At 40.8% G+C, this 15,388-nt stretch carries 10 protein-coding genes; 8 read left to right on the top strand and 2 right to left on the bottom strand.

The window, feature by feature from the left end:
• Positions 1 to 116 precede the first annotated feature (116 nt).
• From FQ608_RS08620 to FQ608_RS08585, 8 genes are all read left to right on the top strand, one after another.
• Positions 117 to 560 carry a hypothetical protein gene (locus FQ608_RS08620; protein ID WP_199856343.1) on the top strand — a complete coding sequence of 148 codons (444 nt, stop codon included), beginning with the start codon at positions 117 to 119 and terminating at the stop codon, positions 558 to 560.
• Positions 561 to 732: 172 nt separating this feature from the next.
• A complete protein-coding gene (locus FQ608_RS08615) occupies positions 733 to 1,887 on the top strand; it encodes a pyridoxal phosphate-dependent aminotransferase (RefSeq protein WP_158857492.1) in 1,155 nt (384 codons plus the stop codon).
• 292 nt (positions 1,888 to 2,179) lie between these two features.
• Positions 2,180 to 5,278, top strand: a complete 3,099-nt coding sequence (locus FQ608_RS08610) for a SusC/RagA family TonB-linked outer membrane protein (RefSeq protein ID WP_158857490.1) — start codon at positions 2,180 to 2,182, stop codon at positions 5,276 to 5,278.
• 79 nt (positions 5,279 to 5,357) lie between these two features.
• Entirely contained in the window at positions 5,358 to 7,016 is a 1,659-nt protein-coding gene (locus FQ608_RS08605) for a RagB/SusD family nutrient uptake outer membrane protein (protein WP_158857488.1), read from the top strand.
• Between the two features lie 102 nt (positions 7,017 to 7,118).
• Positions 7,119 to 7,343 carry a hypothetical protein gene (locus FQ608_RS08600; RefSeq protein ID WP_158857486.1) on the top strand — a complete coding sequence of 75 codons (225 nt, stop codon included), beginning with the start codon at positions 7,119 to 7,121 and terminating at the stop codon, positions 7,341 to 7,343.
• 204 nt (positions 7,344 to 7,547) lie between these two features.
• On the top strand, positions 7,548 to 8,606 hold the full coding sequence (locus FQ608_RS08595; protein WP_158857484.1) for an NAD(P)-dependent alcohol dehydrogenase: 1,059 nt from the start codon (positions 7,548 to 7,550) through the stop codon (positions 8,604 to 8,606).
• Positions 8,607 to 9,412: 806 nt separating this feature from the next.
• Positions 9,413 to 10,645 carry a hypothetical protein gene (locus FQ608_RS08590; protein ID WP_158857482.1) on the top strand — a complete coding sequence of 411 codons (1,233 nt, stop codon included), beginning with the start codon at positions 9,413 to 9,415 and terminating at the stop codon, positions 10,643 to 10,645.
• Positions 10,642 to 12,723, top strand: a complete 2,082-nt coding sequence (locus FQ608_RS08585) for an IPT/TIG domain-containing protein (protein WP_158857480.1) — start codon at positions 10,642 to 10,644, stop codon at positions 12,721 to 12,723. Before FQ608_RS08590 ends, FQ608_RS08585 begins: the two co-directional genes overlap by 4 nt.
• Before the next feature lie 322 nt (positions 12,724 to 13,045).
• Here FQ608_RS08585 and FQ608_RS08580 read toward each other — a convergent pair whose 3' ends face one another.
• Entirely contained in the window at positions 13,046 to 13,858 is an 813-nt protein-coding gene (locus FQ608_RS08580; protein ID WP_158857478.1) for a DUF4382 domain-containing protein, read from the bottom strand.
• A 528-nt stretch (positions 13,859 to 14,386) separates the two neighbouring features.
• Positions 14,387 to 15,358, bottom strand: coding sequence for a YheT family hydrolase (locus FQ608_RS08575; protein WP_158857476.1), 972 nt, complete (start codon positions 15,356 to 15,358; stop codon positions 14,387 to 14,389).
• Positions 15,359 to 15,388: the final 30 nt, after the last annotated feature.

The following is a 15,388-nucleotide window of genomic DNA, read 5'->3' as shown; positions in this document are numbered from 1 at the left end:
GGGATTCGTCCCCCGATTTTAATCTTACTTCAAAAATAAAAAACTAGAGAACTCAGTAAAAAATGTAAGTCATCCGATTCTCAGGTTTAATTTTCTTCCCTAATTAATTCAAAGTCATGAAAAAATATATAAACAAAGCCTCTTTTATTATCGCCTTTACGGCACTTGCTTATCTTACCTCATGTGTAGAAGGTGTTGAGTTGGCAACTCCAAATGTGGCGTCACCTGTTCTTGTACTGTTAGAGGGAACCACGTTTGATGCTACCGCTTCTGTCTCAGTTCAGGGACGGTTTTACGAGCTTGATAAAACTGGTATTTTGGATCATAATGTTGGCATTGACTCTATTCCCGTGTCTGGATTGCAAATCCGGGTATTTATCAATCAAACGGAGGAGGTTGGATCAGCAACTACTGATAATGCGGGTATGATTGTTTTCGAACAACCCTGGACGAGTTTGGGAGTGGCAAGTCCCACTTCAGGAAGGCAGATTCGCCTTGAGTTTGCAGGTACACATAAAAACATTGCTTTTAGACAATACCACAACGTGCGTGTTAGGTAAAGGCAGTTTGTATTGCCTTAGATATTGATGCAAATTTATTTGTTGCCTTTAGAAAATAATTACTGAATTGTTTTAACTGTACACTGATTTACAGTATATTAGATAAACTTTGGTGATTTTCTAAAGGCAATTTTAGTTATTACCGTTCATTTATCCACTAATCAGCTTACCTATGAAAAATTTTAGCAGAAGAAATTGGCTGAAGGCCAGTATGACAGCATCCGCTGGCCTTTTTGCCGCAGGATTGCATGCAAACCCTCTTGAAACCAGTCCTTATTCGCTTTCCTCAAGTAGGAAAAAGCGCCCGGATGATTATTATGCCCGTTTGTCCTCCAACGAAAATCCTTTTGGACCGGCAGCTTCCGCAAAGAAGGCAATAAAAGCAGCGATTGATGATTCCTTTCTTTATCCCCGGGAAGTTAGGATGGAATTAATGGAGACCATCGCCAAGCTGGAAGGTGTGTCCAAAGATCATATTTTGTTGGGTGCCGGTTCCAGTGAGCTGTTGCATGCAGGTGCAAGGGTTTATGGCGGCAGCACAGGAAAGGTCCTTTCCGCTGATCCTACCTACGTTTCCTTGGTAAGATCAGCAGAATTAATGGGATCCGAGTGGATTAAAGTTCCCCTAAATAAAGAAATGGATCATGATTTGGGGATTATGGAATCAAAAGTAACCAAAGCTATATCCTTGGTCTATCTGGTCAATCCAAATAATCCTACAGGCAAGATTTTAACTGGATCTGAAATCCGTGGATTCTGTAATCTTGTAGCTGACAAAGTACCTGTATTTGTAGATGAAGCATATATCGATTATATGGATGATCCGGCAGGATCGACTGCGGTTGATTGTATCCGAAACGGTAAAAACGTGATCGTTGCGAAAACCTTTTCAAAAGTACATGCATTTGCGGGACTTCGTGTAGGGTATTGTATTGCCCAACCGGAGGTTATCAAAAAGTTGGCAGAAGAAGGACCACGAAACACCTTGACCGGGCCTTCTATGGCGGCTGCTAACGCCAGTTTGACGGATGCTGAGTTTTTGAGTTATTCAGTAAAAATGAACAATGAAAGCAAGAAATTCATATACGGGTTTTTGGATAAAATGGGTTACGACTACTTCCCCTCCCAGACCAACTTTGTCCTTTTCCCCATCTCTATGGACGGAGAGGAGTATCGTAAGAAAATGATGGTCAACAAGGTGTCTGTTCGTGGAATGAAGATACACGGTCAGGATTACTGCCGTGTAAGTATGGGTAAATTGGAAGATTTGGAAATGTTCGCCGATGCCTTTACCAAGGTTGCGGGACAAACATTGAATAAAGGGTAAATAATTTGTTAATACCAATCAGTAAAAGCAGGGTCTATTTATGGTCTTGCTTTTTTTGTTGTGAGGTGATTATTAGATCGCCAATTCTTTAGGCATTTTTAAAACCATTTTGTGGGTTGTTTTTAGAGGTAAAGTACCCATTATATTTTAGCACCAAAACATTAATTCTGGTTATTTTTATATTAAATAACAATTATCTTCTCCTACAAATAGTGACAAATAGATAACCTCAGTTTAACTGTTTTCGCCGATTAATTATTGAGTTTTGCGAAATAATTTTAACCGATCGAAAATGAAAAAAAATATACCACTACTTGTTATTTTATTTCTGCTGTATAGCGGTACGATAAATGCGCAGCAGAGAATTGAAGGAATTGTATTCGACGACGGCGACCAACCGTTGGTCGGGGCAGCTATTACAATCAAGGGAACCAATTCAGGAACTATTACAGACCTTGACGGTATATTTGGCCTACAGCTTACGGGTGAAGAAAACCGAATTCTAGTATCTTATCTAGGCTTTATCCCTCAGGAAATTACTGTGGGCAATCAGAGCTTTGTTGAAGTTCGATTGGTTGCTGACGATCTATCCTTAGATGAATTTATTGTTACGGGTTATGGGTCGCAAAAAAGGAAGGATGTTACCGGTGCTGTTTCCACTATCGACATGGAGGAAATAGCGAATATTCCCTCAGCGGGCATAGATGGAATGATTCAAGGTAGGGCGCCTGGCGTAAACGTCGTGTCAGACAACGCTCCCGGGGGTGGGGTTGCGATTAGGGTAAGGGGTTTTAGCACCATAAGAAATAATGATCCCCTGTATGTAATTGACGGTGTTCCTACTACTTCGGGGATTAATATGATCAATCCCAATGACATTGCTTCTTTTCAGGTTCTTAGAGATGCTGCTGCAGCATCTATTTACGGGTCTAGGGCGGCCAATGGTGTGGTCATCATCACCACCAAAAAAGGCAGGACGGAGGAAACCAGAATGAATTTCAACAGTTATGTGGGAGTCCAAACTCCCTTTAATCTTCCCCGCATGCTAAATGCTGCCGATTATGGTAACCTTTTGTGGGAAGCGACATTAAACGATGGTGGTCAACCATCAAGTGACGTGTACGGTTCCGGCCCCCAACCTACTATTCCAAGTTGGATAGATCAAGCAGAAACTGTCCCATCTGCGGACGTGGACTGGGTAAACGAAATCTTCAGGGCTGCTGTCATTCAATCCTATAACCTTGATTTCTCCAAAAGTACAAAGGATGCCAACCATTTTCTCTCATTCAATTATTTTGATCAAGAAGGTCTGATTAAGCACACGGGATTTAAACGTTTTGCTACTAGGTTTAATTCTGAGTTCAAGCTTTTTGATCGGTTGACCATAGGAGAAAATATTACGGCGGCCTATACATGGAATACGGATGTTACAACGAATGCGGCTTTGGGAAGTATAGTTTACGATGCCTACCGTTTCCCTTCCATTTCCCCTGTATATGATGTAAATGGAGATTTCGCCGGTTCAGCAACAAGCGATACCCAAAATCCCCTTGGAAGGCTAAATAGAAACAAAGATAACGTAAGGAAAAACCTCAAGCTTTTTGGGAATGTTTATGCCAACTTGGAATTGTCAGAAGGGTTGGAGCTCAAAACGAACCTCGGTGTAAATTTTGAAAATTATAATTTTAGAAGGTTCAATCCTGTCTTTGAAGAAATATATACCCAGCGGGTGTTAAGTGACCTAAGCACCGAAAATCGATACCAATACGAATGGGTATGGTCTAATACCCTCAATTATAGCCGTATCTTCGGAAAACACCAGTTTGGAATGCTTGCAGGTATTGAATCGATTTCCTTTTACAGGGAAGGATTTTCTGCCAGCCGTTTTGGTTTTCCTTATGACGACCCAAATTTTAGATACTTGGATGCTGGAGACGGATCAGATCAACGTAACACCGGAACTGCCTCAGATTGGTCGTTGTTTTCTTATTTGGCAAAAGTGGAATATTCCTATGCCGATAAATATTTGGCCTCCATCACTGTGAGGAGAGATGGTAGTTCCAAATTGGCCAATAATCGATGGGGAACATTTCCGGCTTTTTCGGCAGGATGGAGAATATCAGGGGAGGATTTCTTCGATCTGGCCATGGTTGACGATTTGAAGTTAAGGGTTGGTTGGGGAGAAACAGGTAACCAGGATATCCCGCCATACTCTACCTTTTCTAGCTACAGAAGTTATCCCAACTACTCCAATTATCCCATTTCGGGCTCCCAAAACAATGTTGCATTGGGATTGACAGAGACCAGAAACGGTAATCCAAACCTGAAATGGGAAACCACCACGCAAACAAATCTTGGATTAGACGCTACACTTTTTAATCATCGGCTTGGAATCAACTTGGATTATTTTGTAAAAAGAACAAGCGATATGTTGATCGAAAGGCCCCTTTCGCCAATGCTTGGGGGGTCAAATATTTCCAGTTGGGATAATGCCGGGGAAATGAGAAATCGGGGACTAGAATTACAGTTGCAGTATTATAGCAAGCCAGAGGGTGATTTTACTTATTCCGTTGGCTTAAATCTTACAGCTATTCGAAATGAGATGACGGGTTTACCTGACGAGGTTGACTATATTGCGCTTCCCAGCTCCCTCCTACACACGGTGAACTTTGGACAAGAGGTGACCCGTTCTGCCGTAGGGCAGCCAATTGCCTCTTTTTATGGATTTGAAGCTTTAGGAATTTTTACCAGTCAGGAGGAAATTGCTTCCCATGCCACCCAGGCAGAAGCTCGTCCGGGAGATCTGAAATTCAGAGATATTAATGGAGATGGAGTCATTGATAATCAGGATAGAACCTTTATTGGAAACCCGCATCCTGACATGACTCTGGGGCTGAATTTCTCCGGAAACTATAAGCAATTTGATGCCTCCTTCTTTTTCTACGGAAGTTTCGGGAATGAAACCTATGACTTGACCAGATACTATCTGGATTTTTTCAACCTGAGTGCCTACAATAAGCATGAGCGGGTGTTGGATGCCTGGCGTCCTGACAATACGGGGTCAACCATCCCCAGGTTATCCTTAAATGACAGAAATAACAACATTCGGCCAAGCTCTTACTACATTTCAGATGGATCATTTTTGAGACTACGTAACATGCAAATCGGTTATTCATTACCGGAAGATGTTTTGGCTAAGTTACGTTTGACAAAACTGAGAGTCTACCTCCAAGCCCAAAACTTATTTACTATTACCAAATATGAGGGAATGGATCCTGAAATTGGCCTGCAAAATTATAATTCTGAACTGCGAAACCTAGATATAGGAGTGGATAGGGGAATCTACCCTCCTAACAGGAATTTCACCCTTGGCGTTAACCTAACTTTATAAGAGGTATAAATTGATCATTGAAATGTCTAGGTTGCACCCGGACAACGTGAAAAATACCAATAATTTAAGAAATCAACACATGAAAAATATCATATTTATCTTTGGTTTACTCTCTTGTTTTCTAGGAGCTTCCTGTTCGGATAACTTTCTAGACGAACAGCCAGTTGGGGAAATATCTCCAGATCAAATTCTTCGGTTGGAAAATTTAGAAGGAGCTGTAATTTCAGCCTATAGTATTTTGAATGGACAGATGGATGACGCATCTAGTGCTTTTAATTCTCCCGCTTCTAATTGGAATTTTGGAGATGTAGTTTCTGACGATGCCTACAAAGGGGGTGGAGGTACCGGCGATCAAAATCAAATTCATCAAATGGAGCTTTTTTTAACCAATCCAACAATCAGGGATGTTGAAAGAAAGTGGATGGCACTCTATGAAGGAGTAAAAAGAGCCAATCTGGCCATGCGTCTGATTGGAGAAAGTAATAATATGGAGCCTAGATTAGCTTCAAATCGACTGGCGGAGATGCGCTTTTTGAGGGGGCATTTTTATTTTGAGTTAAAGAAAATCTACAATAGAATTCCCTATGTTGATGAATCCGCACAAACAGCAGAAGACTATTACGTTTCCAACACCAGTCTGTCCAACGATGAGCTTTGGGACAAAATAGAAGCAGATTTTAACCAAGCTTTTGGTGCTTTACCGGAGACGCAAACAGATCCGGGAAGACCAACTAAATGGGCAGCCAAAGCCTATTTGGCTAAAGTTTATCTCTATCGGGAAAATTGGGCGGCCGCTGAGGCCGCAGCTGATGAGGTTATTGCGAGTAATACGTATCAATTAATGGCAAATTTTAACGATGTGTTTTTGCCCGAAAATGACAACGGTTCTGAAATAATTTTTGCGGTGCAGCATTCTATAAATGATGGTTCTCCCAGTAATTATAATGGATCCATCGGAGATCGGCTAATGCCGCCTGGAGGACCTTTCTATCCTCAGTATGGATTTTTAAGACCAACCCAAAATTTAATAAATGCTTATAAGACAAATGAACTGGGTTTGCCGGTTGCCGATAATATAAACCCTGGCCAGGACCAGCAATTTGATCCTAGAATTGACCATACAGTTGCACGACCTGGTGTTCCATATCTTGATCTTGGAATCAATTACGAGGCTTCATGGGCAAGGGACTTGTCTACCTATGGGCCGTTTAGCCCAAAAAAGCGGATGGTTTCAGCTAAATCTACCCACTATCTTCAAATTTGGCCCTATATAAACAGTCTGAACTACTATGTTATTCGATACGCAGATTTACTCCTTTGGAAAGCCGAGGCAGCGATTAAAAACGGAAAACTGGAAGAAGGTAGAACCTATATTAATTTGGTAAGAGAAAGAGCTCAAAACAGTAGAAAAGTCATGAATCTTGCTGGTACTTCGGAAGCGGACAGGTATTTGATTAATGAATATAATCAGCCTTTTGCAAATGAAGTGCAGGCATTAGAGGCGCTGAGGACGGAGAGAAGATTGGAAATGGCTCATGAAGGACACAGGTTTTTCGATTTAGTACGTTGGGGAGTAGCTGCAAATGTCCTCAGGGATTATTTCGAGGTTGAAAAGGAAAGAAGGCCCCATTTGTCAGGAGCAAACTTTATACCCGGTAAAAACGAGTATTTTCCCATTCCGCAAAATCAAATTGACTTGGGAAGAGGATTGATAACCCAAAATCCTAATTACGAATGAAGTGAAACATAAGTAAGCACAAACGGGAATTAAAATTTCTTAAAAAAGCAATCGGCCCAAAACAGTTCGTTCGAAATTGTTTTGGGCTTTGTTTTAATCGTAATGACACTTTATAAAATGCCACTGAATATGACTTATTTGAATTATTACAAAGTAGTTCTTACCAAGGTTAGTTTTGATTACGGCCTATTTAAAAAAGAATTAGAGAAGGCCAATCAAATCCTTACGCCGGAGGAACAAACCCACTTGGGCAATTGGATAATTGCCAACGAGTACAATTTGATTGGTGAGAAAGAAAAATCCGGTATTTCAGTTTGCTCCGGCTAGAAGCCTTTGCCCATAAAAATTTGTCAATCTACCTTCTACCGTCAAGGTTTCGGCCTGCTTTTAATCTACATATAATCATCCAAATAGGGCATAAATGGATATTATTAGTGTTGGGATTTTCGGTGCCATTTTTGATGTATTTTAATCGGAATTAATTTGCCTATAGAATAAATCTGCCCAACAACAATCTTAAAAACCTTGAACATGAAAACTACAAATATAAAAGCATACGGTGCTGCATCCCCAGATTCGGACCTAGACCAACTGGATATCAAAAGAAGATCCGTCACACCCAAAGACGTGGAAATCGAAATCCTCTATTGCGGAGTTTGTCACTCCGATTTGCATACGGCTCGCAATGACTGGGGAGGGACGATATATCCGACCGTTCCCGGCCATGAAATTGTGGGAAAGGTGACACAGGTAGGCAATGGAGTGACGGGGTTCAAAGTTGGAGATTTGGTAGGCGTAGGCTGTTTGGTGGATAGTTGCAGAACCTGCGAGAGCTGCAAAAAGGATTTAGAACAGTATTGTTTGAATGGATTTACCGGCACTTACAACGGGCATGAGAAATATCTGGACGAACAGACATTCGGAGGATACTCGGAAAAAGTGGTTGTCGATGAACATTTTGTGTTAAAAGTTCCAACTAATCTGGACCCTGCCGCTGTTTCGCCCTTGCTATGTGCCGGAATTACCACCTGGTCTCCCTTGAGACATTGGAAGGTAGGAAAAGGCAGCAAAGTTGCCGTAGTGGGTTTGGGTGGATTAGGTCATATGGCCATCAAATTGGCCAAAGGATTGGGAGCGGAGGTCACCCTATTTTCAAGGTCGGAAGGTAAGAAAGCCGATGCGGAAAGGCTGGGGGCTGACGAAGTGATAATTTCTACAGACGCCGACCAAATGGATTCAGTAGCGGGCAAATTTGATCTGATCATCGACACCGTTCCTTATATCCATGATATCAATCCCTATGTCGCTACATTAACTATCAACGGCACCTTGGTTCTGGTCGGTTACTTGGGAGAACTGGACCCCATGCTAAACTCCGTCCCATTGATTATGGGAAGAAAATCAGTGGCTGGCTCGGTAATAGGCGGCATTGCGGAAACGCAGGAAATGCTGGACTTCTGCGGAGAGAACAATATCGTATCTGATATCGAAATCATTAAAATGCAGGACATCAATACGGCCTACGAAAGAATGCTAAAGAGCGATGTGAAGTACCGTTTTGTCATTGATATGGCATCGCTGAAGGAATAATATCAAATTCAATTCCAACCCTGAATTGGTTGAACTTTACCTTCTGGCATCAAAGTTTCGACCCGCTTCGGGGTCGTGGTGGACGAGGGGATATTTCTTGTCCATGAGTTTCAGCCATGGCTACTGAGGAGTTGGACCCCATTCGGGGTCGGGATTTGTTTTATTTCAAGAAATCCTAGTCTGAAGGAAAAATATTGTTCATGAAAGAAACTTGAATATTAGAACAGGTTTATATCGAATGACCGACAGTGAAGCTGTCGAACTCTTCAGAGGTGCAACCTGGGGTATCGGGAAGGGTTGCTTAAGACTCAGAAGAATACAGCGCAATTTTGTTTTCAGTAAAAAACATTTTTAATTATTGATAAATGGGACAGTCAAAAACAAAAGCATATTTTCTGCTTTGTTGGAACTGTGGCTGTACATTTCAAAAGGCATAAAGTTTTATAAGCAGCCTTTTAGCAAAGAAATGGAAATTGGGGATTGAGATTTAATTCCTGAGCTTAATTGAAACGAGAAAATGGCGATAAATTTAAGTAATTTATCGCCATTTTTGTAAAATTAATGACCTGAATATTAGGTTAATAACAATTGTTATTACAAACTATTTTTTCCGTCATTTTAAATTACCAAAATTTTATTTATGATTGTGATAAAATTTTCAAAATCACGCATAGGCATTTTCGGGCATGAATTCGATGTCAATATTTTTAAGGATGTTCTGGATTAGAATTCTAAAAAATTGACTCTTTAACTTGACTTTCTTAGAGCACTTTTAGAAGATTTTTCAAAAATTATTTCAAAGAGATATGAAAACCATAGGGCTTTTTGCAATTGGAATCTATTGCTTGTTGTTTATCAATTTTTTTTCCGTTGGGCAAAATTTATCCACGGATTACATCATCACGCTGGATGGCACGAAAACGTTTGGTACAATATCCCGGTCTTTCGATTTTAACCAAGCCAATTCTATAACCTTTGTTGATTTCTATGGAAAATCCCAAAATCTTTTCCCAAAGGATCTAATAGCATTCGGCTTGTCCAACGGCAGAACCTTTGAAAGCCGCGCACTCCCTGATAGTGATGACGGAAAATTGGTGTTTATTCAAGTTATTTTACGTGGAAGGGTAAACCTACTCAGTTTCAACAGTCGGTTCTTCGTTGAAAATGAAAAGGAAATCTTGGAACTGACCAATAATCCTACACCAAGGGAAGTTGGGGGGAATGTGGTCATGACAAGACGTAGAAAATATATTGGCATTCTAAACTACATGTTGTTTGGTCCCTGTGGCATGGAAATGCAGAGTAAGATCGCTAAGACGAGTTTTACGGAAGGGGGCTTTATAGATATCATTTTGGCCTATCACCATTGTGGGCAATATCCCTACGAATTGCTTGTGGAAGAAATACCTATTCTACGAGCCTCACTAATAGGCGGTGCTGGAGTTTCAATATTCCAAACATATCCCACAACTTCTCCGGACAAAGTTAGACATATTACAGATAGTAATTTGGCCCCTTTTATTTCTTTGGGGCTCAAGTTGGATCAGTGGAGACGGATGCCACGCATTGCCGTCGATCTTGGCGTTGGGTTTTCGCAGGTTGACAATGCCGTACATGTAGAATTGGATACGCATAATCACATGTATACTGCGACGCAGGAATTTTCTACTTCCACCATTATGACCCCTGTTTTTTTCGATTATATCCTGTTCCGATCCTTAGATAGTGAATTTTATGTTGGAGCTGGTATGAATTTTCGGTTTAATGCTACCAATACGACAATGAACATCATAGATGTCAGGACCAAAAACGAGCCAGTCATTGTCGAATTATTCGAAAGGCCTGTTTACAGCAATTCAAAAATTCAGTTTTCCCCTGCTTTAAAATTGGGAACCCACTTGAGGTATAAGAGGAAGTGGGGCATCATTTCTGAAGTTCATGTCGAATATACAGATAATGGATATGCGCTAACACTCGGATCAGGACAAGTCACCTATAATCATTTAATTGCCTCATTTATGTTGGGTTTTAGGTTATGAGAAAGCATATCATTCTACTAGTATTAGTCGCTCTTGTAGGAGCGTGTGAGACGGCTGAATTAGCGCCGAGAACCAATCCCAGATTTAGCATGGCTTATATACAAGAGGTTGACGCTACTGGGGCGCAGTTTGCCTCCAATATTTATGATTTTGGCAGCGAGGAAATTTCGGAATATGGATTTCTTTATAGCATCCACGAGCTTCCCCGTTTTGACAATTCCGAGGTAATTAGACAGGCAGGAAAACCGGAAAAGCATTTCGTGCTTAAGGGAGAGCACTCAATGGTTAATGGAAGGAAATATCAGGTGGTGGCATTTTTGCAAACTGCATCGGGAGTGGTTTTTTCAGCGCCACAAAGTTTTGTAAGCCAAGGCGCTGCTGGTTTTGTATTCGAAAAAATGGAATATAAAGAACCGATTTTTTTTGGCGATACCATTACTGTTTACGGAAGCAAATTCAGCAATAATACTGGGAATTATTCGGTTACCTTTCAACATACGGAGGCTAATGTAATTGATGTCCAAAATGATTCGTTTAAGTTCATCATACCAGAATTCTACGATTTTAGCACCTATGCTCCAGACCAAGATGTATTCCCGATTTCAATTCAGATATTGGATAAAAAGGTTGAAATGAATCTTCATATTCCATTTAAAGATGCGGAATTTGACGAATTGGAAATACAACATATTGATTATGGAGGTTCGGTGGTAATTTCCGGTAAATATCTGAATGATTTGAATTTAAAAGTGATCGTTCTCCCTCAGACACCTGAATGGTATCATTATAGCAACGTCACGATTGAATCCGCTGATCGGGAAAAGATAGTCTTCAGGCCAGATCCTAAAAATGCAGGAATGGAGAATTACGTCACGGTAGAAATAAGAGGTAAACAGTACAACTTGGGACCTGCGGTTTTTGATTACAACCCAACAGAGATTGATCCTGGACAATATGTCAAAATTGCGTTCGATGACTACTTCACCATAAAAGGGCGTAATTTCAATTATGCCGCACCGTTCAAACATTTGGGGGTTATTAATGGACAGATCTTTGAAGTCGGCGCAGAGGCTTCAGACAGCGAAACGTTGACATTAAGGCTATGGAGGCAAGGGTTTAATTTTTCGCGGATCAATGAATTTAGATTTGAAACTAACAAAAAGATATCATTAAATGCGGTAACTATTGAGCTTACCGATCCCGATATTCCTTTTGTGAGAAATACAATACCCTCAATGCCTTTTTCGAGTTTTCTGAGATTAGGTAACATGACCGGATTCGAAGGAAAAGGTTTTGCTTTGGGTAATAAGGAGATATTTGAAATTGACATCGCACAAAAATTCGTTAACCCTATACGTGCGCTGCAAATAGCTACCAACACCCTCAGATTTACATTTTCAGTAGCCCATGGCGATAATTGGTATATTGGCGGTGGTCAGACTTCCAATCACAATCCGTTCAACCGTGCTTTTTATGTGTTTAACCTTCGAAGTAAGGAAATAAGAAGGCTTCCGGATGTACCTATCAATCAGTGGAGGCCTATGTTTACCCATGTAGTCAATAATCAAATGTATTTGGAGGGTGGATTTGAACCTGAAACCGGTGAAGATCATGGGTTAAGATATAAGTTTGATATACCTACTGAAAAATGGATACAATTGCCTGATAAAGTGCAAAAGCGGGGCATAGTAGGCCGTACAGTTCCATTTAGATATAATGGAAGATACCTTGCTTACGGTATCCCCAATGAGTATGGGGATGAAGCTAGCGGTCTCTATGAATTTGACGTGTCCACTGATAGTTGGAACCTTATCCAAAGATATAGTGAAGTTGGGCGTGTTGGCGTAAAAACAGATGAGGTGTTTTTAATAGGAAACAAGGCCATCCTTGTGGCTAACGATATTTTTGTGCTGGATTTGGAAACCCTGATATTAAATCAAGTCACCAACTTGTCCCATCCAAGCTATCTTACCTGTCAATACGATAGAAACATGGCATTTATGGCCGATGGCAAAATTTATATATGGGATTGTGAAGAAACCTTTTGGGAGATTGATCCCGAAAGATTTGAATTTTAATCCGGACACAATGCTGGAATTTCTACCGTGGACAAAAAAACCTTAAAATCAGGTGGTACCCGTCACTTTTCGAGTACAACGTAGGGTGGCTACGCCGCACTCTTCAAAATGGCTGATTTTCAATTCTACGAAGATTTTAGGCCGCCCCTATGGATTGTGATACCAATGTCGATCTACAACGATTCAGGATCAAAGCTCTTTTGGTTTTTGATTCGGTTTCCGCGGCACAAAGATGTCAGGGCTACGCCCCTATGTTTCCCAACTCCAATTCTATTCTACTAAGATATCAGGGCTACGCCCCTATTATTTTGGTTAAGGGAATTCAATCTTCTCCTGTAAATATCCGCTCCAGTTCTATACTTCCCGCACTTTTGGTTTCTCTCATCTTTGTTTCGAACGGCTCAGAGACATAGGTTTTAAAATTCTGATTGGGAGTGACCACAATCGTATAGGTAGCTTCCTTCAATCCTTTAACCTTGAAGTATCCGTTGGTGTCAACAAAGGTGCCTATAGAATCCTGTCCCGTAACGGCCACTACCGAAGCCGGCCAAGCATCCTGAGGAGAAACAACGCCATCTATCGTGGCATATTCCTGATCAAGAACCCGGAGAACTGGTTTAAGAATATATTGACCGGATGCGCCGGCCCGCACAATTGATTTTGAAACATCAAAATCAATGATCAGATCGTGAGAGGCTCCTGCGGTCAACGATTTGTCAACAGAAACTTTAAGTCCACTTTGCTGTGCGCTGGGAGTGGATAGCGGAATTTGTTGATCATCCTTAACCAAGTAATTGTTATCTCCTAAAATCAGTCTTAATTGGGTTATGTCTCCGGCGGGAAGTTCAATTTCACCCAGCCGTAATGAATTGCCTCCCGTAAGCTCAAGCAAGTTGATCTCTCTATCATCTGCTAGATAAGGCATATTAAACCAATCGTTACCGTTTCCCTCATTTCCCCCGCTGGGAAGGATTTCTACAGCCAAAACTTCCACCCATACCTCCTGAAAATCAGCGGGAGCATCGATCAAAAACACTTCTAATCGGGCATTCCCTTCAACTTGAGGTTCCCTTTCACTAAAACAGGAAACGAGCAAGCTGGATAATATGAGTACTGAAAATATGATCTTATTCATGGCAAAATAATGCGTTGGTTTTTATAAATAGAGTCTGTTACAACCATTGTGCCGTAAAAATCAAAAGGAATTTAACTCCACCTATGAGATTCGTTTTTAAAGATTTGAAATTGAATTGGACAAAGGTTTTACCTGCGAAAAATTTAAATTACCGATGATGAATCAAGCAAGATGGCTATTTATATAATTTCCCAAATTATCTCTAAATTTCCCCACCTGGGGATAATTAAGGGAAATGAAATTTTTTGATATTAGATTTAAGTTGAATTTATTACCAGATGGCGTTTGTTGAAATCGAAGCAAATTGACCATGCCTAAAGTTTATTTGTTCTTAAATGATTAATATTTTTGAAAACAGAGGTTTAGGATTTTTGATTTCAATTTCAGATTGATGTTTTGACGATGCCTAAAAAATGTTGGGTGATGAAATGTGCGTTCTGGATTTTTAATTCGTAATCCGTAATTTTTAATTCACCATTCACCGTTCACCATTCTCCAATTTACTATTTTTATAGTATTCACCTTTTTCTAAAACACCCCATCTCCCAAAAACTCCAAAAACCTATACTCCGCCCAGGTGAATTCCTGGCCTTTGACCATAAACCCGGTATGGCCACCTCTAGCGGGCATTTCCAAAAATAGGTGGGGGTGATTGCTTGCCATTTTCACCGGATAGCACCTATCTATCAACAAGGGGTCGTTAAGCGCATTGATGATCAGTGTGGGAAGTTGGATATTTTCCATCCATTTGTCGGCACTTACGTTGCTGTAAAAATCCACCGCATCTTTGTATCCATGTATTCTGGCAGTAAATTGGGTGTCGAAAGTGTCAAACTCCCTTACAGACTTTAGTAAATCCAAATCCACCAGATCGGGAAATTGTTGCCCTTTTAAAAACATTTTGGCCTTTAACTTCCCTAAAAATCGTCTTTTATAAAAGCTATTTCGCCTTTCTTTTAAGGTTGCAGCCGAATCCGCAAGATTGCACGGAGCGGAGTAGACCGCTGCCTTTTTGATTTTCGGGTTGATATCCAATCCATTTTCACCCAAATACTTTAGGGTCTGGGCACCGCCCATGCTTATTCCTGCGAGGTAATAAGACGAATAGGCGTTGGTTTTTTCAACGTGATCAATGACGGTTTTTAAATCATACGACGATCCGTGATGATAGAGGATCGGCTGAATATTCATTTCACCACCGCAGCTTCGGTTGTTCCATGCCAATACATCATACCCATTCTGGTTGAAAAGTTTAGCCAGTCCCCTGGCATAGTGCCTTTCAGAACTTCCCTCCAGCCCATGCGAGATGATCAACAGGTTGTCCGATCCTACCCTTGACCAATCCAGATCCAAAAAATCATCATCAGGTGTATCAATCCGTTCCCGATGATAGTTAACTCCCACTATCTTTCGAAATATACTCGGAATAATGGTTTCAAAATGACCGTTGAAAAGGTACCTTGGAGGTATCGTATAGGTGGATTTTTTTATGATTGGCATAAAAGCATTGGCATTATATCAGCCCAAAAA

Source organism: Lunatibacter salilacus (genome assembly GCF_009797935.1).
GTDB classification, from domain to species: Bacteria; Bacteroidota; Bacteroidia; order Cytophagales; family Cyclobacteriaceae; genus Lunatibacter; species Lunatibacter salilacus.
The sequence above is the reverse complement of the archived record's forward strand: the minus strand, read 5'-3'. Positions and strand labels throughout refer to the sequence as shown.

Bases quoted from the DNA above. Each gene is read 5' to 3' on its own strand.
- FQ608_RS08620 (WP_199856343.1), top strand. From the start codon at position 117: ATGAAAAAATATATAAACAAAGCCTCTTTTATTATCGCCTTTACGGCA.
- FQ608_RS08615 (WP_158857492.1), top strand. From the start codon at position 733: ATGAAAAATTTTAGCAGAAGAAATTGGCTGAAGGCCAGTATGACAGCA.
- FQ608_RS08610 (WP_158857490.1), top strand. From the start codon at position 2,180: ATGAAAAAAAATATACCACTACTTGTTATTTTATTTCTGCTGTATAGC.
- FQ608_RS08605 (WP_158857488.1), top strand. From the start codon at position 5,358: ATGAAAAATATCATATTTATCTTTGGTTTACTCTCTTGTTTTCTAGGA.
- FQ608_RS08600 (WP_158857486.1), top strand. From the start codon at position 7,119: ATGACACTTTATAAAATGCCACTGAATATGACTTATTTGAATTATTAC.
- FQ608_RS08595 (WP_158857484.1), top strand. From the start codon at position 7,548: ATGAAAACTACAAATATAAAAGCATACGGTGCTGCATCCCCAGATTCG.
- FQ608_RS08590 (WP_158857482.1), top strand. From the start codon at position 9,413: ATGAAAACCATAGGGCTTTTTGCAATTGGAATCTATTGCTTGTTGTTT.
- FQ608_RS08585 (WP_158857480.1), top strand. From the start codon at position 10,642: ATGAGAAAGCATATCATTCTACTAGTATTAGTCGCTCTTGTAGGAGCG.
- FQ608_RS08580 (WP_158857478.1), bottom strand. From the start codon at position 13,858: ATGAATAAGATCATATTTTCAGTACTCATATTATCCAGCTTGCTCGTT.
- FQ608_RS08575 (WP_158857476.1), bottom strand. From the start codon at position 15,358: ATGCCAATCATAAAAAAATCCACCTATACGATACCTCCAAGGTACCTT.